This is a genomic window from Mycobacteriales bacterium (genome assembly GCA_035533475.1).
In the GTDB taxonomy this organism is placed as follows: Bacteria; Actinomycetota; Actinomycetes; order DATLTS01; family DATLTS01; genus DATLTS01.
In genome coordinates, this window is sequence record DATLTS010000007.1 from 1 (window position 1) to 18,412 (window position 18,412).

Sequence of the window (18,412 nt, forward strand, 5' to 3'; positions counted from 1 at the left end):
CGTCACCCTCGCCCTGGTCGTTCACGACGTCCATGCTGGTCGTTGTGCTCATCACGTGCGCTCCTCCCCGAGACCCCGGCAACTGCCGGCAGCCCCAGAGTCGGGCACCGAACTCACACACAGACGATTAGACACGCTCATGCGCGCTGAGCAGCACGTCGACGACCTGACCGTGCTGGTCGACCGCGCGGTACAGGTAGGTCCAGCGGCCGGAGACTTTCACATACGTCTCGTCGACGAACCAGCGGTCACCCGGTGCACGCCGCGCCGGGCGGGCTGCCTCGACGAATTCTGGCGTGAACCGCTGCACCCACCGGTAGACCGTGACGTGATCGACGGTGACACCGCGCTCGGCCAGCAGCTCCTCGACGTCGCGGTAGGACAAGCCGTACCGCAGGTACCAGCGGACCGCGACCGCGATCACCTCACGCGGGAACCGGAACCCCGACGGCGGACACGACAACACGCTGCGGTCACTCACCCCACCAGTGTCCCGGGCCGGCGATCACACAACGCAACAGAGCCCGGCTAGGTCATGTCTGCCCACCGCCGCAACTTGCGCACCTTTGCGGCGAGCAGCCGACCGCTGCGATCACCGTACGGTCGTGGCCGTCCGGCCTACCGTAGGTCCGCGCGGGGTGGCCACAGTCCCAGTGGGCTCCGGTCAAGTGGATACCCTAACCTCCCGGATCCGTGCAACACTGGCTGCAGATAGCGTGCCGAGGTCTGTCCGGACCTTGCGCTCCCTCGCCGCTCAGCCCTTGAAGGCGGCCAGGCACATGACCGAAACCCGAGCTTCCGGCACCGGGACGATCACCCTCTCCGAGCCGCCCCAACATGCCGCTGCCGCCCCCTCGATGCCGTGGGTCTACCCGTCCGCCCCCGCCCTGCCCCCGTGCCCCTGCGGATGCCCCGCCGACGCCCACGACTCCGTCGCTACCCGATACTGCACCTCGACCTTCGCCGGCGGCCTGTGCCGAGGCTGCATCTGCCTCCCGACAGCCGAGCCGCGGGCTCGATGACGACGATCGACGTCGTCGCCCTCGACCGACCCGACGTCGGCGGATTCATCCGACCGGCATCCGGTCCGGGGGCGACGCCGGGTCCGCGGACGGCCAACCGGCCCGCTCCCGGGCCGATCGACGAGCTGGCCGTCATCTTGGCGCAGTTGCGCCAGCGGTTGGACGTGCTCACCACGCCACGCCTCGACACCGACGCGGCTGAGCGGTCGCTCGGCGGTTGGCTGGATGAGCTCGACAGCTACCTCGTCGAGGACCTGATCCCGCTGCTGTGCGGCCTGGCCGTACGCGTCCGCCCGGCGCTGCGCCAGCCCGGCGCAGCGTGGCCGGGCCGTCAGATCGCCGACGAGCACGCCAGGCTGCTCCGCCTGACCGAGCGGGTCGCGGTGCTCCGGGCCCAACACGCGCTCGCTGGCGACACCGCACAGTCGCGCGACCAGACCGCCGCGCTCGTCGACGAGCTCTCCAGGCTCGCCGGCGCACACCTGACCCGAGCCCAGCACACCCTGCCAGCCGCCCTGCGCAACCTGGCGCCGGTCGAGGCAGCCCGCATCATCAAGGCGACCCGACGGACCGCCCAGGCGGCCCGTGACCACCTCCCGTTGGACCTGCAGCCGGTGCCGTAACTGAGCGGGCCGCCCCATCTCGAAAGGCAACCACGACATGCGACATCACCCATACCACGACCTCGACCGCGCGATCAGCCTCGGAGGCGACTACGCCGCACATCAGGCGCGGGTCAACGAGACGGAGCGCCGGATGCGTGCGATCACCGGTCGCCCGCACACCCCGGCCGAGGCCCGCGTCGCGGCGCACGACCTCACCCTCGCGCTGCGCGAGGCCACCGCTGCGGTCGCTGCCGCGCTGCAGGCCACCGAGCCTGGCCCGGCGCCGCCACACCACCGGCCACGGCACGCTACCCGCGCGGTGCCCGCCGAGATTCGGACGTGGAGCGCTGAACTGTTCCGGCTGACCGATATCGGCGTCTGGCTGCGCCGCACCACACTCGACGACCTCGGCGTCCACCTGCCAGCCACCGTCCGTATCGGCAGCCGCGCCGCCTCCGGCCCGCACAATCCCGGCCTCGACTTCGAACCCGCCGACCTCGTCGCCGCTACCCTGCACCAACCCCGCATCGGCGTCGACCTTCCCGCCGCCATCGACGGCGAAGCCGCACCGGCTCCACGACCGGCCACGGTCACCGCCACCACGCCGCGGACCGCGTGAGCCGGCTGATCGCGACGATGCAGACCTGCCCGTACCAGACGCTGATCCGGCACACCGGCGCCTGGCGCCAGTCCGGCCCGAGGAGGTAACCCATGGCCCCGTCCTCACCGACCGTCGTCGTCGGAGTAGACGGTTCCCGCGAATCCGTCGACGCGCTGCGTTGGGCCATCGGTTACGCCGGCTGCGCGGGCGGCAGCGTCCGCGCCGTCACCGCCTGGCACCGGCAGATGGACCCGGGCTACTACGGCGGCATGGCCGGTGGCTACGCCGGATACCCACCGATCGATCCACGTCTCGCCGCCGACAGCGCCACCGCAACCCTCGCCGCGGTCGTGCATGACGCCGCCGGCGAGAAACCAGCCGTATCAATCCAACAACGCGTTGTCGAGGGCCACCCCGCCGGCGTCCTCATCGACGAGGCGCGATCAGCGGACCTCCTCGTTGTCGGTGCCCGGGGCCACAGTGCCATCACCAATCTGCTGATCGGTTCGGTCAGCACCCACTGCATCCATCACGCGGCTTGCCCCGTCGTCGTCGTCCGACACGGCGCAACGACGACCGGACCATGAACGGACGCTTTCTCCGGTCCTCGCTGAGGGGCGTTCGCATCGGTCCGGCCGCCGATATTGGCCGGTGCGCCGCGGCTCAACCGTCCGCACAGTCGGGACGGCGGGTGATCCGGGCCAGCCAATGGGTCGGGCCCTGCCGTTCGTAGACCCAGCCGTAGCCGTCGGGGCGGCGGGCGTGGTGGCGGCACCACAGCGGGTGCAGGTCGTACCCGGCATGCAGCCTGAGCGTTTCGCCGGGCCGCATCCATGCCAGCCGCTTGAGCGCCAGTGCTTCCTGGCGTCCGGCGGGCAGGGCGCCTAGGTCGATCTCGTCGCCCAGCAGCAGGGGAATGGCCCAGTCTTCCTCGTCGTCGGCTGCGGGGGCGGAGTCGACCACCCAGCCCTGTTCGCGGTGGGCGTGGCGGTCGAGCCGGCCGACCAGCGTGGAGGCGGCCAGTGGCAGCAGCTGGCGAGCCCGGGTGGATTCCAGGTTCTCCACGTCGGCCCGCAGCCGGGTGTGATCGGCGACGAGCAGCTGCCACATGCGGCTGTCCCGCAGATCGGCTGCAGTCAGTCGCCGTTCTTCGTCGGCGAGGTAGGGCAGCAGCCGGTAGTGGCAGAACCCGAGCATCGCGTCGACGGCGGGGGTGAACCGGGGGGCGGACCCGACGGCGTCGGCCAGCTCGTCGGCGTAGGCGCAGGTCTGCCAGACCAGCAGGCTGTGCTCGTCGGCCAAGGTCGGACCGTTCGCCGACCTGCGCAGGCTGGTCAGCGGGTCTGCCGGTCCGCCCTCGGCCGGTGCCGACAGCCATGTGCTCTCCGGCCGACCCATCCCGACCCCCGCCTCCACTTGTAAAAACGATTCTATCTTGGTTATACTCCTGAATTGTGGGAGAGACAAGAGGTCCTGAGCCGGACGGTCAAACGTGGCCGCCGCGACGCTGATCGACCCGGCGGTCGCCGCCCTACCGAGCGGACGGCGGGCGGAGGTGCTGGGCCGGCTCCGCGACGCCGGCCACCCGTTGTCGGTGGGCGGGGTCGCCGAGCTGACCGGCCTACACGTGAACACGGCCCGGTTCCATCTGGACGGGCTGGTCGAGGATGGGCTGGCGGAACGGCGCGCGGAGGAGCGCGACGTCCCGGGCCGGCCGAAGATCCTCTACACCGCGCCCGGTGAGACGCCAGGTCCGCGTAGTTACCGGCTGTTGGCCGAGATGTTGACCGGGCTGGTCGCCTCGCTGCGCAACGCCGGGCCGGTCGCGCAGGAGGTGGGCCGCTCCTGGGGCCGCCATCTGATCGAACGGGCGGCGCCGTCGCAGCGGGTGGACGCCGGCGAGGCGGTCGATCGGCTGACCCGGCTGCTGGACGGGATCGGGTTCGCCCCCGAGGTGGCCGCCGGCCGCAGCGGCCGAGAGGCGGAGCTGCGCTTGCACCACTGCCCGTTCCTCGACGTCGCCCAACAGCACACGGACGTGGTCTGCGCGATCCATCTCGGGCTCATGCAGGGCGCGCTGGCCGAACTCGACGCCCCGGTGCAGGCGGTCGCGTTGGAGCCGTTTGTCACCCCGAACCTGTGTCTGGCCCGGCTGCGGACCCACGGGCGGGGCCGGCCGTGACCGCTGCGGCCGGGTTCGGTGGCCCGCGGCCGGTCGCGACCGTCTGCGCTCGCCATGTTTGAGAAGGGATTCCAGCCATGACTTACGTGATCGGTGAACCGTGCGTCGATGTGGTGGACCGGGCCTGCGTCGAGGAATGCCCGGTCGACTGCATCTACGAAGGTGTGCGCGCCCTCTACATCCACCCGGACGAGTGTGTCGACTGCGGCGCGTGCGAGCCGGTGTGCCCGGTGGAGGCCATCTACTACGAAGACGACCTGCCCGCCCAGTGGGCCGAATACACAGAGGACAACGCCCGGTTCTTCTCCGAGACCCTGCCCGGCCGCGACGCGCCGCTGGACTCGCCGGGCGGAGCCGCGAAGCTCGGCCGCCTTGGGGTCGACACCCCCCTCGTCGGCTCCCATCCACCGCGGCCGAAGGAGTCGGCGGGGTAGATCCCGACGACCTGGGACGAGACTCTCCCCTCGGCCGCAAAGACGGGGACCTCGCCTACCGCAGCCGGCCGGTGCCAGCGCCTCGGCCGCGCGCCTAGCACGGTCAAGGAGACCTGCCATGAGCGTCACCACCACCGGCGACGCCATCGCGGCCGTCACCACCCACCACAGGCACCTGCGCGCCGCTGTGGACCAGCGCGTCGACGTCCTCGCCGCCGCGGCGCGCGCCGGCGAGCCGCACCAGCCGGCCGTCCACGACCTGCACCAGTTGCTCACGACCGAGGTCGCCCCGCACGCCCGCGCGGAGGAGGAGGTGCTCTACGCCGCCGCCGGCCCGACCCTGCGTCCACTGGTCGCCGGCATGATCTTCGAACACGAGACGCTGCGCCAGCTCATCGCAGAGCTCGACCCGGCCCCGGACGCCGCGGACGCCGTCGGCGTGGCCCGGGCCATCCGCGAGATCTTCACCGGGCACGTGCGGCGGGAGAACGAGTTGCTGCTGCCCGCCCTCGCCGCCGACCCGGGAGTCGACCTCGTCATGCTGCTGCCGGTGATGGAACGCCGCTTCGCCGAATACCAGGCGGCAGCGACCGCCCAGCCCAGCTGATAGGCCCTCGTGGCCCGACCCGCGGCTGTCTGCCGGATGCCACGGCGGCGGCGACCTCAGCACCACGCGGTGTTAGGTCGGCTCGCCCGGTTCACCGAGCGCGTCGAGCGCGATCGCAGCGTGCGCGTACGCGCCGCCGGCGCGCATCTCCGCCGCCACCTAGATCGCCTCCATGATCTGCTCGTCGCTCGCGCCCTTGCGACGCGCGAGCCGGGTGTGCCCCCGGATGCAGTACGGGCACTGGGTGGTGTGCGCGACCGCGACCGCGATCAACTGCTTGGTGACCTCGGGCAGCGCTCCGTCGGCGAACACCTGCTCGCTGAACGCAGTGAACGCGTCGTGGGTAGCCGGAGCCAGCGCCTTGCGCCGGGCGCTGATCGTCGCCGTCGCCGGCGGGTACACATCGTGGCTCACGACACCTATTATCACGGAATACGATACACCTGACCAGGGGAGGTGGCCCGTGATCACCCTGAGCCGGGTCTACGGGCTCGACCGGCGGCCGGCCGGGTCTTTCTCGTCGAGCGGCTGTGGCCGCGCGGGGTGCGCCGGGCAGAGCTGCCGATCGACGGGTGGACGAAAGACGCCGCGCCGAGCACCGAGCTGCGTCGCTGGTTCGGCCACGATCCGGCGAAGTGGGTCGAGTTCCGGCGCCGCTACACCCGCGAACTCGACGCGAACCCGCAGGCCTGGGCCTCCCTCGCGCAGGCCGCCGCCCGCGGGCAAGTCACCCTGCTCTACAGCTCCCGGGACACCGAGCACAACAACGCCGTCGTGCTCCGTGACTACCTGGCCCGCCACAGCGCGGCCAAGGCGAAGGGGTAGGCCGTGAACAAGATGTCGCTGGCGGCGCTCGGCCGCGAGCTCCTCGACCGCGCCCGCGGCTCGGGCAGCGGGCGGAGCGCGGAGACCGTCTACGGCGGACACGAGTCCACCCTGCGGCAAACCCTCATCGCGCTCACCGGCGGCACCACGCTGGGCGAGCACGACAGCCCCGGTGAGGCCACTGTGCACGTCCTGTCCGGCCGGGCCCGTCTCGGCGCGGGCGCCGATGCCTGGATCGGCCGCGACGGCGACCTGCTGGTCATCCCGCCCAGCCGGCACCACCTGTACGCCATCGAGGACACCGTGCTGCTGCTCACCGTCGCCAAACCCGGCTAGCCAGTCGTCGGCGCCGGCCGCGGCGCGTCGTGACACGCGCGACCGACGGCGGTGCGCCCGTCAGGGCGGTGCCGCAGGCAAGGAAGGAGGGCGATCACGGCCGGTTCGACCGTTTCCGGTGCCCGGGGCGGTGTGTGGAGCCCCGGTCGGGCCCGGATCTCCGCCCGCACCCTGCGCCGGGACCGCTGGTGGGCGCCGCTGGTCACGACCGCGACCGTGCTGGTCGGCTTTGTCGGCTACGCGACCTGGGCCGCCTTCGCCCACGCCGACTACTACTGGGCGCCGTACATCTCCCCGTTCTACTCGCCGTGCCTGGCCACCACCTGTCTACACGCCCGCGCCGGCGCCGCGGTCAACGTGCACGTGCCCAGCGTCGGGGTCGTCGGCCCCTGGTGGGTGATCTCGCCGGCGGTGGTCATCCTGATCGTCCCGCTCGGCTTCCGGTTGACCTGCTACTACTACCGGAAGGCCTACTACCGGGCGTTCTGGCTAGCCCCACCGTCGTGCGGGGTGGCCGAGCCGCACCGTCGCTACACCGGGGAGACCCGCTTCCCCCTGGTCCTGCAGAACGTCCACCGGTACTTCTTTTACCTCGGGGTGATCCTCAACGCGATCCTCAGCTACGACGCGGTGGTCTCGTTCCGCAGTCACCAGGGCCAGTGGGGGCACATGGGGTTCGGCACGCTGGTGCTGGTCGTCAACGCCGCCTTGCTGTGGCTGTACACCCTGGGCTGCCACTCCTGCCGGCATCTGATCGGCGGCCGGCTCAACCACTTCTCCCGCCATCCGATCCGCTACCGGCTGTGGGCCACCGCCTCCTGGCTGAATGCCCGGCACATGCAGTTCGCCTGGGCCAGCCTGATCTTCGTCGCCCTCACCGACGGCTACGTGCGGTTGGTCTCCAGCGGCACCATCGCCGACCCCCGGTTCTTCTAGCCGGGGGAGGGCGAGCACGCCCCGAAGGTAAAGACGAAAAATACTTGTTTTTAAGTTAAGGACGCACGACAATGGGATGGTGATATCCGAGGAACCGCGGAACCGTGAGCTGGCCGAGGAGCAGGCCGAATGGCTGGAATCGGTCGACGGGCTGATCGCCGCCCGCGGCACCGATGCGGCGTCACGCATCCTCGCGGCGGTCCTCGCCCACGCCGACAGTCAGGGCGTCCCGGCCGGTCGGCGTCGCCGGTACCGCAACTCGATCCCCGCCGAGCGGGTGCCGACCTACCCGGGGGAGCTGGCGGTCGAGGAGCGGATCAACGCCTATCTGCGGTGGAACGCGATGGCCATGGTGGTGCGGGCCAATCAGCGCCATCCGGGCCTCGGCGGACACCTGTCGACCTACGCCTCGACGCTGACCTTGTGGGAGGTGGGATTCCAGCACTTCTTCCGCGGCCGCGGCCAGCCGGGCCAGCCGGTCGTCCCCGGCGACCAGGTGTTCTTCCAGGGACACGCCAGCCCTGGCATCTACGCCCGGGCGTACCTGGAAGGCCGGCTCGACGCCACCCAGCTCGATCTGTTCCGCCGGGAGGTCGCCGGCGCTGGTCGAGGACTGCCGTCCTACCCGCACCCGCGCAGCCTCGACGGGTTCTGGGAGTTCCCCACCGTCAGCCTGGGCATCGGTCCGCTGCACGCGGTCTACCAGGCCCGGTTCAACCGCTACCTCGCCGCCCGCGGCCTCGCGGACACCGCGCAGGCACGGGTGTGGTGCCTCGTCGGCGACGGGGAGACCGACGAACCGGAGGCGATGGCGGCGATCCGGCTCGCCGCCCGCGAACACCTCGACAACCTCACCTTCGTCGTCAACGGGAACTTGCAGCGGCTCGACGGGCCGGTCCGCGGCAACAGCCGGATCCTCGACGAGCTGGACGACCTCTTCACCGGCGCCGGCTGGCACGTGGTCAAGGTGCTGTGGGGCAGCGAATGGGAGCCGCTGTTCGCCGGGCCAGCCGGTGAGCTGCTCTCCGACCGGCTGGAGACGATGAACGACGGCGAGTTGCAGCGGCTGACCATCCTCGATGCCGTCGAGCTACGCGACACGCTCTTCGGTGGGAATCCGTCGCTGCGGGAGCTGGGGGCCACGCTGTCGGACGCTGCGTTGCTGCGGCTGCGCCGCGGCGGTCATGACCCACGGGTCGTCTACGCCGCCTACGCCGAGGCGGTCGCGCATGCCGGTGCGCCGACGGTGGTGCTGGCGCAGACGGTGAAGGGCTACGCGCTCGGCCCGAACTTCGAAGGCCGCAACGCCACCCACCAGATGAAGAAGATGACCTCCGACCAGCTGCGAGTCTTCCGTGACATCCTCGACCTACCGGTGACCGACGCCGAGCTCACCGACGGGCTACCGCCCTACCTGCCGCTGCCGGAGGGCTCGGCCGAGCTGACCTACCTGCAGGAGCGCCGCAGCGCCCTCGGCGGCATCCTCCCCCGCCGGCCGCTGCACCCCCCGAACCTGCCGGCGCTCCCGGCGGACGCCGTGTTCGCCGAGTTCGACGCCGGCTCCGGCCACCGGGCGATGTCCACGACGATCGCCTACACCCGACTGCTGCGCTCGCTGATGCGCGACCCTGCCGTCGGCGCGCGGATCGTGCCGATCGTGCCGGACGAGGGCCGCACCTTCGGCTTCGAGGTGCTCTACTCCGAGTTCGGCATCTACGCGCCCGACGGACAGCGCTACACCCCGGTCGACTCCGACCTGCCGCTCGCTTACCGCGAGTCCGCGACTGGGCAGGTACTGCAGGAGGGGATCACCGAGGCCGGCGGGCTGGCCGAGTTGACCGCGGCCGCAACCGCCGGGCACAGCTGGGACAGCCCGGTCGTGCCGTTCTTCACCTACTACTCGATGTTCGGGTTCCAGCGCGTCGGCGACCTGATCTGGGCCCTCGCCGACGCCCGCGGCCGCGGCTTCCTCGTCGGCGCCACCGCCGGGCGGACCACCCTGGCCGGCGAGGGGCTCCAGCACACCGACGGCTCCTCCCACCTGGCCGCGCTCACGGTGCCGGCCTGCCGGGCCTACGACCCCGCCTTCGCCTACGAAACCGCCGCCATCGTCCGCGATGGCATCCGCCGTATGTACCGCGACGGTGAGGAGTGCTTCTACTACCTGACCGTCTACAACGAGGACTACCCGCAGCCGGCCAAGCCCACCGATTCCGGCATCCCCGGGGTGAGCGTGGACGAAGCGATCGTCGCCGGCGTGCACCGGGTCAGCCCGGCCCCCGACGGCGAGTCGTCGGCCGTCCGGCTTCTGGCCTCCGGACCGCTGGTGCTGCTCGCCCAGCAGGCCGCGAGCCAACTGGCCGACCAGCACCACCTGGCCGCCGAGGTGTGGTCCGTCACCAGCTGGAAGCAGCTTCGCGACGACGCGCTCGCTACCGAACACTGGAACCGCGACCACCCTGACCAGCCGCCGCGGCTCAGTCAGCTCCGTCGCGCGCTCGGCGACGAACCGCTGCCGGTCGTGGCGGTCAGCGACTACGTCAGTGCGCTGCCCGACCAGCTCGCCCGCTTCATCGACGCCACCTTCGTCAGCCTCGGTACCGACGGCTACGGCTTGTCCGACACCCGCGAGCAGCTGCGCATCCACTTTGGCGTCGACGCCGACGGGATCACCGACGCCGCCGTGCGGGTGGCCGCCGCCCCGCGGCCGGCCGGTCGGACGTTGACCATCGTCGGCGACCAGGCTCGACCGGCACACGACCCCCTGGTCGCCTGAGAAGGAAACCAGTCATGAGGATCGACTACACCCGCGTCTATCCGGCCGCTCGGCAGGCGATGCTCGGGCTGGAGAGGGCGGTCCACGCCAGCCCACTGGGCCGGCCGCTGCTGGAACTGGGTGAAGATCCGGGCCTCCCAGGTCAACAGCTGCGCGCATTGTCTGGAAGAGCACACCCAGGACGTCCGGGCGCTCGGCGAATCCGACGACCGGATGCACCTGATCGCGGCGTGGCGGGAGACGCCGTGCTCCACCAGTCGGGAACGGGCCGCGCTGGCCTGGTGCGTCGGCAAGCCGCGCCATCCCCACGGCTTCGGCTCGGTGGCAGCGCGGCTCGCCCGCGGCGCCGAGATGCCGATACTCGTCGTCCCCTGACCGGGAGGTAGCCATGATCGTGACCATCGTCGGCGATTTCGCCGACCCGCTGTCGTTCCTGGCCAGCCAGCGCGCCGATCAGATCGCCTCGCTCGGCCTGCATGAGGTCCGCTGGCTGGCCGTCCAAGCCGACCGGAGCCGCCCGATCGGCGGGCGGCTGCTCGACCAAGCTACGGCAGACGAGGCCGGCCGGCTGGCTGTGCCAAGTGAACGGGTCCCGGCCGCCGGCTGGCGCGTGCCGAACAGTGGCGCGGCCACTTCCGCCTACGCCGAGTCGATCAGCGACGGCGCCGCCGACGCCATGCGCCGAGCCTTGTTCGACGCATTGTGGGTCGACGGCCGCCGAGTCGACGATCCGGAAGTCATGCGAGCCATCGCCTTCGCCGTGCTCAACCCCGATCCGCCGGCGGACGCCATCAGGGCCCGCATTCAGGCCAATCAGCCGATCGTGCCGCTCGGCAACCCGGATCCACGCGCGGTCAGCCGCCGGCTCGGTTACCTCGTCACCCTCGCCCGGGGGCCGCTGACCACGGCTGGACAGCACCGCATCGACGCCTGGCGTCACCTGTGGCAGGAGCACGGCGCGCCGAGCCTGCCGCTGCTGCTCACCAAGGGCGGCGACACCCTGTCCGGGGAACCGGCGTTGGACTGGCTGGCCGGCTTGCTGCCGAACCGACCCCGCACCGCCTCGAGCCCGGATGCGTCGATGGTGCCGTCCGGCCCGCAACCCGAGCCTGCCGTTGCATGACCTGGCAGCCCCAACCAGGCCGGTCAGCGTCGAAACCCGCACCGCGCCTGGCGCGTCAGGCAGGTGATCGGACCAGCGGACCATCAGCGGGACATCGGCCTCGGCTGACCGGGCGCCGGTCGCGGCATCGACTCGTCATCCCGCTGCTGCTCGCCTACCTCAGCACCGCGCTGGTGGTCGCCGCAGCACCCCGACTGGTCGCGACGCCCCGCTGGCTCGCGCTGCACCTGCTGTTCCTCGGCGCCGCGACCAACGCGATCGTCGTCTACAGCGGCCATTTCGCCGAGACGCTGCTGCACGCCCGGCCGGCCGCTGGGCGGTGGCAGGTGCTGCAGTTGCTCGGCCTGAACGCTGGGGTACTCGCCGTGCTCGCCGGCGTGGCCGCCGGTCAGCACGCCAGCGTCCTCGCCGGCGCCACGCTGGCGGCGGCGGTGACGTCGGCCAGCGCCGGCCGACTCGGCCGGCTGGCCCGGCGCAGCCTCGCCGGCCAACTCCGCCCGACAGTGTGGTTCTACGTCGCCGCCGCCGGCTTCCTCGTCCTCGGAGCGGCAACCGGTGCCCTGCTCGGCACCGGACACGCCGGCGGTGACCGCTCGGCCGCCTACCTGGTGACCCTGCACGCCCACGTCAACCTCTTCGGCTGGATCGGGCTCACCGTGCTCGGCACCCTGTTCATGCTCTGGCCGGCTGCGCTGCGCACCCGGATGGCCGCCGGCGCCCCCGCCGCGGCGTGCCGCACGCTCGCCTGCTGCGGCGGCGGTCTGCTCCTCGCCACCGCCGGCCTACTCGCCCGCCACCCGGGATACGCGGCCGCCGGGATGGCCGGCTACGCCACCGGGATCGGGTTCTCCCTCGATCCGTTCACCCGGGCGGTCCGGCAACGCCGGCCGCAGGACGCCGCATCCGGCTCGCTGGCCGCGGCCACCGGCTGGCTACTCGCCGCCACCGTCTGGGACGTCGCCGCACTCGCCAGCTCCAGCGCTCATATCGACACGGTCGCCAACCGACTGGCCCCCACCCTGGCCCTTGGCCTGGTCGCCCAGGTGCTCGTCGGCGCGCTCAGCTTCCTCCTCCCGGTCCTGCTCGGCGGCGGCCCGGCCGGCGCGAAGCAGGCGGCTCGGCTGCTCAACCGGGCTTGGCCGCCGCGACTCCTGCTCACCAACATCGGGATCTTGCTCAGCATGCCTCCGTTGCCCACCGCCGTACGCGGCGCCGGCTATGCGGCCGCGCTGACCGGACTCGGCAGCTTCCTGCCGCTCGCGGCGATCGCCGTCATAGCCCGGCCCGCCGATGCTGCCCGGGGCTGACCGGGACGTTGCGGCTCGGCCTTGGCCATCGCCCGAGCGCTCTGCCCGCGGCCCTCAGCGGTGAACGAGTCACCCGCCCGCCGGACCCGCACTCGGTTCGACATCGTGATCGGCTCCCAGTCGGTCGAACAACGGGGCCAGACGGTGCAGCTCCTGCAAGTGAAGCTTGGCCAGCCGGCGGATCCGCTGGTCCCCGAGCGCCGTCAACCGGACCCGCACCAACCGGGCATCGTCCGAATCCGGGCAGCGTCGCACGTAGCCGCCGGCCTCCGCCCGCTCGACCAGTTCCCCCGCACTGTGATGCGCGGTCGACAGATAAGCAGACACCTCCCGGATCGTGGGTCCGCGGCGGTCCGGATGACCCTTCACCGCGAGCAGCAGCTGGTGCTGCGCCGGGGTGAGACCCACCTCGATGGCCTGCGCCTCGCTCCAGCGCAGGAACCGGCGCAACCCCGCCCGGAACGTCAGCAGGTCCGTGTACTCCCGTCGGGTCAAACGAACCACCCGGCCAGTCTGCCCTCGTCGGCTTGCTTGTGAGCGGCGTTTCGCTCCTATCCGCGCCCGGGCCGCCCTCGGGCTCGGCTTCCTCGGCGTTTACGTCGACCCGGCCCGCAACGAGGCCGGCCGAGGCGATCGCGACATCAGCGCGGACGGCGCGCCCGTCGCCGCGATGGTTGTGACCGCGCGCGAGGACCTCGAGATCGCCCGGCAGGTCCGCACGCTGATCCCCGTCGGGTGAGCGCTCCGGGGACCTTCTCCCCTAGCCGGGGCGTTCGCGCCGTGCGGTGCTGGTGTGGTGTTCGTCCAAGCGCACCTCGCGGTGCCGCTGCCGATCGCGACGGCGGTGGAGCGGCTGCGGCACGCGCTGGCGCACGAGCAACTCGGCGCGGCGTCGGACGGCGCGTACGCGCAGGGCCTGAGCGTGCTCGCACGGGTGGGGCCGCTCGGCCCTCAAGTCGGCTTGTCCAAGCAGGTGCGGCTGCAGGTCCTCGAGCCGCGACCTGTGGGCGAGGGGATGCGGGTGCCGCTGCGCTGGGTGGCGACTGGGGTCAGCGGACGCCTGTTCCCGGCGCTCGACGCCGACCTGGACCTCACCGGACAGGCCGACGAGTCGAGCCTGCTGACCGTCAACGCCAGCTACACGCCCCCGCTGGGCGCCGTCGGCTCCGGCGTGGACCGGCTGGTGTTGCGCCACGCCGCCCGGGCGACGATGGGCGTGTTACTCGGCGGGGTCGCCGACGTGCTCGTCGTCGGGGCCGCGGGGCAGGGCTCTGGTTTCCCGGTTCCTACCTTCCAGGTGCAGTTCCTCCCGGACTGACACGCAGACCGACGGGGTCAGTCGGCCGAGCCGGGTGGTCCGGTCGACGGTGGTCCCTCAGCGGGCGCGGGCAGGGCCTCGGCTTCCCGGTAGTAGTCACGCCAGATCAACCGATACACCGGAACACGACGCGGGATCGAGCGCAGCCCCGGGATGAACGGGACCAGCAGCAGCAACAGGGTGGCCAGCCCGGTGAGGTAGACGGCGATGAGGTCGACGTTTCCGGAGCTGCGGAACCCCGGCAGCCGGTACCACAGCTGGTAGAGCCATAGCCACGGCTGCCCGGGGTAGCTGCCCGTCTCGTTCATCACCCCCCACTGGTTGCCCTGCAGATGCTGGGCCTGGGCGACCGAGACGAAGTAGCCGCCGTCCTCGAGGAACAGCAGCGGCTTGGTGAAGTCGGTGCCGTAGAAGTCGTGATGGGCCACCAGCGCGGCGTCGAGCCCCCCGGACTGGGCCAGCACCAGTTCGGGGGACACGATGCCGGTGACCGGCCCGTAGTTCCCCGCCGGCAGACTCACCCGCGCGCCGGTCACGGTGGCCTTGACCGCAGACCTGGCGTACGCGTTGGCCCACTGTGCCTGCTGGCTTGCCGAGGCAGCCTGATAGGTGCCGAGCGCGACGGCCAGGGTGGGATCGTCCGGGGCGAGGCTACCCAGTGGGCCCAGCACGAACGCCTGCGCCGGGCTGATCGGGATGACCACGCCGACCAAGGTCTGCCAGGAGACCCCGATGCGCTGCGCGAAGGCGTCCCCGTGGTTGTAAGGCGGCCCATATGTCGCAGTTTCCGACGTGCCGGCCAGCTCGGCGGCCACGGTGCCGACGAAGTCCGTCGGGTCGGCGGTAGCCCACCGTTTGATCGTGATCGACGGGGCGTCCGGTGAGGACAGCAGGCCGGCCAGCGCGACCGTCGCGAGCACCGCGATCAGCGTGGCGGCCGCCCCTTCCTTGATGATGTCGTAGCGGCGCTTCGGGCCGCGCCACTCGGCTGCCTCGACGCGTCGTGCTTCGCGCCGCTCGGCCCGCGTCCTTGTCACCGTGTCCGTGGTGGCGGCCATCCGCGCACCCAGCGGGTCGCGCCCGCGACGGGCCGGAATCGGATGCACCACCCCCCGGTGGCGCACGAGCAGGATGTGCACCCCGACCACCGCGACGAGGATCAGCGGCATCAGCACGACGTGCCAGAGCAGCATCTGACCGAAGTTCATCACGTTGAAGAACCCACCGACCCCGGCCGCGTTCAACGCATCCTTACCGTTCGTGGAGATCCACTGCGAGTCGAAGTTCTGCTGCGAGAGGTAGCCGGTGAACGCCTCCACGATCGAGGCAAGGAACGCCAGCACGCCGGTGATCCAGGTCCGCGCCCGCTTCCCCCGCCAGGCGGCCATGAAGAACTTCCCCCACAGGTGGATCACCATGAAGGCGAAGAACAGCTCCACGCTCCACAAGTGGCAGCTGTTGAAGAAATGACCTACCGGGTTGGTCTGCCACCAGTCCGGGCCGCCGATCGCGATCGCGAACCCGGACACGATCGCCACCGCCAGCGCGGCCAGGGTGGCCACCCCGAACACGTAGATCCACGAGCTGACGTAACTGGGTTGCTCCTCCGGCAGCAGCCGCTCCGGCGGCAGCCAGCGCATTCCCAACGCACGCAGCCGGCCGGTCCACGACCGTGTCGTCGACGGCGCCGTCGGCGGCGGCGGCGCGTCCGGTTCCGCCGCCGGCTCCAGTACCGCCCGGCGACTCCCGGGGAACCGCAGCGCCAGCGCCAGCAGGAAGATCAGCAGTATGGCCAGGATCACGCCGAGGTTCGCGGCCGAAATAATCAGCACGGACCACTTGAAATAGCGGCCCGGTCCGTTGAGGTCGATCACGGAAACGGGCAGGTGCGCCATCACCAGTCGCATCCGCAGCCCTCTCTCCCGACGGGACTACTCCCGCCGACCTTCCCACGCAACGCCACGTCCGGTCGACCGCCCAGGACTGTCAATCTGGACCTGCCCGGAGGGAACCTCGCCCGGCTCTCCGGATTGGGCCTCCCGTTCCCGCTGCGGGCCGTGCGGCAACCGGCAGTGCTCCCCGTACCCACACCCCGGACAGGTCGTGGGATCGACCCGCTCCGCCTCGCCCGCGGCCCAGCAGGTGCCGCAAGCCAAACAGAGCAGATTGCTGCGTCCACCGGCCTGGGCCGGCTCCAGAGCGGCCATCCCGCATCGGGGGCAATCGAGCCGGTACCTACCCGCCACCGCGCCGCCGACCTGGACGTACAGGCCAGCCAACACCGTCATCGGCTCCACCCGGCCCTGCCGCTCGAATGAGACCGTCCTGACGGAGCGCGCGACAGCGACGATTGGCGGCGGCGCCTTCCGACCCCCGGGTCGTTCTCCCAAGATCTCGGCGTTCGTCCTGGCGTCCATCCCGACTTCATAGCCGCCCGACCCGACCCCCAGCCAGGGCCCAAGGTCACCTCCGTCCTGCCCCCGACACCACTGCGCGCAGCGCAGGCCCGCGGCTGTCGGTGCGGCACGGACTTTCTGCCCTACCCGCGGACGGGATTCCAGCCCAGGCTGGTGATACAGAGCTGACCCGGCAAGGCCGGAGCGACCTTGCTAGGAAAGGGAGAGTCGACCATGACCACCTGTCACGACATCTACGACGACAGCCATCCTATGCACTCGACCACGCGCGTTGTGGTCGGCGTCGACGGCTCGGATCCGTCCAAGACCGCCCTTCAGTGGGCCGCCCGCATCGCCCCCTCGCTCGGCGCCACCCTCGAAGCGGTCATCGCATGGGACTACCCAACCAACTATGGGTGGGCGGTCGGCATACCCGAGAACTGGCGGCCCGACATCGACGCCACCAAGGTGCTGGAGGCCACGCTAGACGAAGTTTTCGACGCCCACCGACCCCCGGACCTTCTCGCCCTCACCCGTCAAGGTCAAGCCAGCTCGGTGCTGCTCGAGGCGAGCCGGGGCGCCGACATGCTTGTCGTCGGCAGCCGCGGGCACGGCGGCTTCACCGGCCTGCTGCTCGGCTCCGTCAGCGCCAGCTGCGCCGAGCACGCCCACTGTCCTGTTCTAGTCGCCCACGGGCAACCGAACGCCGGCCCGACGCCGTGATCCCCACGACGGGAGGCCGTCGACCAACCGGCAGCCCGGCCGGCTAGTGATCACAGCTCATCAGCATGGGCGACCAGCGATCTTCAAGAATGACCGCTTCTGCCGCCGAGCGGGCCGATGACAGAGCGCCGCCGCGCGCCCAGCGAAGTGACCGGGAAGGGCCGATACCGCGCCGCGCGCCGACTATTACCGGATACTTCTTGTCCAGGGCAATTGGAAGGGTTCCGAGCTGGCGGCGCCCGAAGGGGCGCGTCGGGTCAATCGATCAATCGGTGCGGTGGCGAATCTTGCGGAATGCAGCAAGAGCTCGTTCACCAGCCTCGGGAAGTGCACCCAGGTACTGCTGGGTCGTCGTGATCTGACGGTGTCCTAGCCGGTCCATGACAACCTTGAGATCCGCCCCACCGGCGAGCAGCCAGGAGGCGTGGGACCCACGTAACCCATGGAAGGTGAAGGCTTCCTTGAGGCCGGCTGCTTTCACGGCCGGTAGCCATACCCGTGTACGGAACGTGTTGCGGGAGATTGGGGTTCGGGCCGTCGTGGTGAAGAGCAGGTTCTCGTCGCGGATTCCTTCCGCCAACATGTGCTCGCGGAGTAGGTGACAGGTGTCGGCTTCTATCTGGACCAGCCGCTGCTCATCGTCCTTTGGGTAGTCCTTGACTACGTACCGATGTCCATCAGGGGCGATCTTCTTGCTGATCTCAGCAATCACGCGCCGGACCACGATGGTGCGCGTGGTGAAGTCGAGGTCGCATGGTCGGAGAGCAATGAGCTCGCCCCACCGAAGCCCGGATTCGATCGCTAGCAGGACGAGCATGCGGTAGCGGTCTTCGACGGCGGTGATGAGGAGATCAAATTCCTCGGGGGTCACGATCCTCTTCGGCCGCCGCACCACCTTGGGTAGCACGACGCTGTCGCACGGATTGGTCGGCAGGATCTGGTCGACCATCGCACGCTGGAAGATCTTGTGCAGGATGCCGTGGTACTTGTGCACCGATCGGGGCTTCAACCCTCCGCTGACCTGGTTGATCCATGCCTGGACCGTCGAGGGCGCGATCTTTCGCATCGGGAGTTGCCCGAAGGTCGCGTCCATGATCATGGTGTAGGGATGATCACCACGTCATCCGTGTGTTGACATTACCGTTCGTTGGCGCCCTCCAGCAGTTCCTCGACAAGGACCGCGTCGCCGCAGCTGGGACACGGTCCGCCGGTGCCGACGCG

The 18,412-nt window shown here is 70.8% G+C and carries 22 protein-coding genes and 1 pseudogene; 16 read left to right on the forward strand and 7 right to left on the reverse strand.

Translation table 11 applies throughout. The annotated features are described in order from the left end of the window. Positions 1–145: 145 nt before the first annotated feature. Positions 146–463 (reverse strand): annotated as a pseudogene (locus VNG13_00625) (IS6 family transposase). 555 nt (positions 464–1,018) lie between these two features. On the opposite strand from VNG13_00625, the gene VNG13_00630 reads away from it, so the two are divergent. Together VNG13_00630 and VNG13_00635 are read left to right on the forward strand one after the other, a co-directional pair. Beyond that, positions 1,019–1,645, forward strand: coding sequence for a hypothetical protein (locus tag VNG13_00630; protein ID HVA59026.1), 627 nt, complete (start codon positions 1,019–1,021; stop codon positions 1,643–1,645). Between the two features lie 37 nt (positions 1,646–1,682). Continuing rightward, on the forward strand, positions 1,683–2,246 hold the full coding sequence (locus VNG13_00635) for a hypothetical protein (GenBank protein ID HVA59027.1): 564 nt from the start codon (positions 1,683–1,685) through the stop codon (positions 2,244–2,246). Here the strand turns inward: VNG13_00635 and VNG13_00640 are convergent. Further along, positions 2,218–2,340 (reverse strand): hypothetical protein, encoded by a 123-nt coding sequence (locus VNG13_00640; protein ID HVA59028.1) that lies wholly within the window; start codon positions 2,338–2,340, stop codon positions 2,218–2,220. The two genes, VNG13_00635 and VNG13_00640, sit on opposite strands and share 29 nt — an antisense overlap. On the opposite strand from VNG13_00640, the gene VNG13_00645 reads away from it, so the two are divergent. Continuing rightward, entirely contained in the window at positions 2,339–2,815 is a 477-nt protein-coding gene (locus VNG13_00645; protein ID HVA59029.1) for a universal stress protein, read from the forward strand. The genes VNG13_00640 and VNG13_00645 overlap by 2 nt on opposite strands. Positions 2,816–2,891: 76 nt before the next feature. Here the strand turns inward: VNG13_00645 and VNG13_00650 are convergent, their stop codons facing one another. Next, positions 2,892–3,626: a DUF2249 domain-containing protein gene (locus VNG13_00650; protein HVA59030.1), complete on the reverse strand. Its 735-nt coding sequence runs from the start codon at positions 3,624–3,626 to the stop codon at positions 2,892–2,894. A gap of 94 nt (positions 3,627–3,720) precedes the next feature. Between VNG13_00650 and VNG13_00655 the strand changes: the two genes are divergently transcribed. From VNG13_00655 to VNG13_00665, 3 genes are all read left to right on the forward strand, one after another. Continuing rightward, positions 3,721–4,410, forward strand: a complete 690-nt coding sequence (locus VNG13_00655) for a helix-turn-helix domain-containing protein (protein ID HVA59031.1) — start codon at positions 3,721–3,723, stop codon at positions 4,408–4,410. A gap of 77 nt (positions 4,411–4,487) precedes the next feature. Further along, on the forward strand, positions 4,488–4,844 hold the full coding sequence (fdxA, locus tag VNG13_00660) for a ferredoxin (GenBank protein ID HVA59032.1): 357 nt from the start codon (positions 4,488–4,490) through the stop codon (positions 4,842–4,844). A gap of 118 nt (positions 4,845–4,962) precedes the next feature. Then, a complete protein-coding gene (locus VNG13_00665) occupies positions 4,963–5,451 on the forward strand; it encodes a hemerythrin domain-containing protein (protein ID HVA59033.1) in 489 nt (162 codons plus the stop codon). Between the two features lie 159 nt (positions 5,452–5,610). On the opposite strand, the gene VNG13_00670 is transcribed toward VNG13_00665, so the two are convergent. Further along, positions 5,611–5,865, reverse strand: coding sequence for a carboxymuconolactone decarboxylase family protein (locus VNG13_00670; protein ID HVA59034.1), 255 nt, complete (start codon positions 5,863–5,865; stop codon positions 5,611–5,613). A gap of 42 nt (positions 5,866–5,907) precedes the next feature. On the opposite strand from VNG13_00670, the gene VNG13_00675 reads away from it, so the two are divergent. The 7 genes from VNG13_00675 (at position 5,908) to VNG13_00705 (ending at position 12,754) form a co-directional block, all read left to right on the forward strand. After that, positions 5,908–6,276, forward strand: coding sequence for a DUF488 family protein (locus tag VNG13_00675; protein ID HVA59035.1), 369 nt, complete (start codon positions 5,908–5,910; stop codon positions 6,274–6,276). A 3-nt stretch (positions 6,277–6,279) separates the two neighbouring features. Beyond that, entirely contained in the window at positions 6,280–6,612 is a 333-nt protein-coding gene (locus VNG13_00680) for a cupin domain-containing protein (protein HVA59036.1), read from the forward strand. 93 nt (positions 6,613–6,705) lie between these two features. Continuing rightward, positions 6,706–7,548 carry a hypothetical protein gene (locus VNG13_00685; GenBank protein HVA59037.1) on the forward strand — a complete coding sequence of 281 codons (843 nt, stop codon included), beginning with the start codon at positions 6,706–6,708 and terminating at the stop codon, positions 7,546–7,548. A gap of 79 nt (positions 7,549–7,627) precedes the next feature. Beyond that, the gene (gene aceE, locus VNG13_00690) at positions 7,628–10,324 is read left to right on the forward strand and encodes a pyruvate dehydrogenase (acetyl-transferring), homodimeric type (protein HVA59038.1); all 2,697 of its coding nucleotides are present in this window, start codon (positions 7,628–7,630) and stop codon (positions 10,322–10,324) included. 120 nt (positions 10,325–10,444) lie between these two features. Then, a complete protein-coding gene (locus VNG13_00695; GenBank protein HVA59039.1) occupies positions 10,445–10,699 on the forward strand; it encodes a carboxymuconolactone decarboxylase family protein in 255 nt (84 codons plus the stop codon). 13 nt (positions 10,700–10,712) lie between these two features. Next, the gene (locus VNG13_00700; GenBank protein HVA59040.1) at positions 10,713–11,447 is read left to right on the forward strand and encodes a hypothetical protein; all 735 of its coding nucleotides are present in this window, start codon (positions 10,713–10,715) and stop codon (positions 11,445–11,447) included. A gap of 173 nt (positions 11,448–11,620) precedes the next feature. After that, positions 11,621–12,754, forward strand: a complete 1,134-nt coding sequence (locus VNG13_00705; GenBank protein HVA59041.1) for a hypothetical protein — start codon at positions 11,621–11,623, stop codon at positions 12,752–12,754. A gap of 69 nt (positions 12,755–12,823) precedes the next feature. Here VNG13_00705 and VNG13_00710 read toward each other — a convergent pair whose 3' ends face one another. Then, a complete protein-coding gene (locus tag VNG13_00710) occupies positions 12,824–13,258 on the reverse strand; it encodes a MarR family winged helix-turn-helix transcriptional regulator (GenBank protein HVA59042.1) in 435 nt (144 codons plus the stop codon). Here VNG13_00710 and VNG13_00715 point away from each other — a divergent pair. Next, entirely contained in the window at positions 13,230–13,493 is a 264-nt protein-coding gene (locus tag VNG13_00715; GenBank protein ID HVA59043.1) for a hypothetical protein, read from the forward strand. The two genes, VNG13_00710 and VNG13_00715, sit on opposite strands and share 29 nt — an antisense overlap. Positions 13,494–13,547: 54 nt before the next feature. Continuing rightward, positions 13,548–14,072, forward strand: a complete 525-nt coding sequence (locus tag VNG13_00720) for a hypothetical protein (GenBank protein HVA59044.1) — start codon at positions 13,548–13,550, stop codon at positions 14,070–14,072. Positions 14,073–14,089: 17 nt separating this feature from the next. Here VNG13_00720 and VNG13_00725 read toward each other — a convergent pair whose 3' ends face one another. Further along, on the reverse strand, positions 14,090–15,979 hold the full coding sequence (locus tag VNG13_00725) for a cytochrome b N-terminal domain-containing protein (GenBank protein ID HVA59045.1): 1,890 nt from the start codon (positions 15,977–15,979) through the stop codon (positions 14,090–14,092). Positions 15,980–16,702: 723 nt separating this feature from the next. Here VNG13_00725 and VNG13_00730 point away from each other — a divergent pair. After that, positions 16,703–17,191, forward strand: a complete 489-nt coding sequence (locus VNG13_00730; protein HVA59046.1) for a universal stress protein — start codon at positions 16,703–16,705, stop codon at positions 17,189–17,191. 265 nt (positions 17,192–17,456) lie between these two features. Here the strand turns inward: VNG13_00730 and VNG13_00735 are convergent, their stop codons facing one another. Then, positions 17,457–18,284: a site-specific integrase gene (locus VNG13_00735; GenBank protein ID HVA59047.1), complete on the reverse strand. Its 828-nt coding sequence runs from the start codon at positions 18,282–18,284 to the stop codon at positions 17,457–17,459. Positions 18,285–18,412 lie beyond the last annotated feature (128 nt).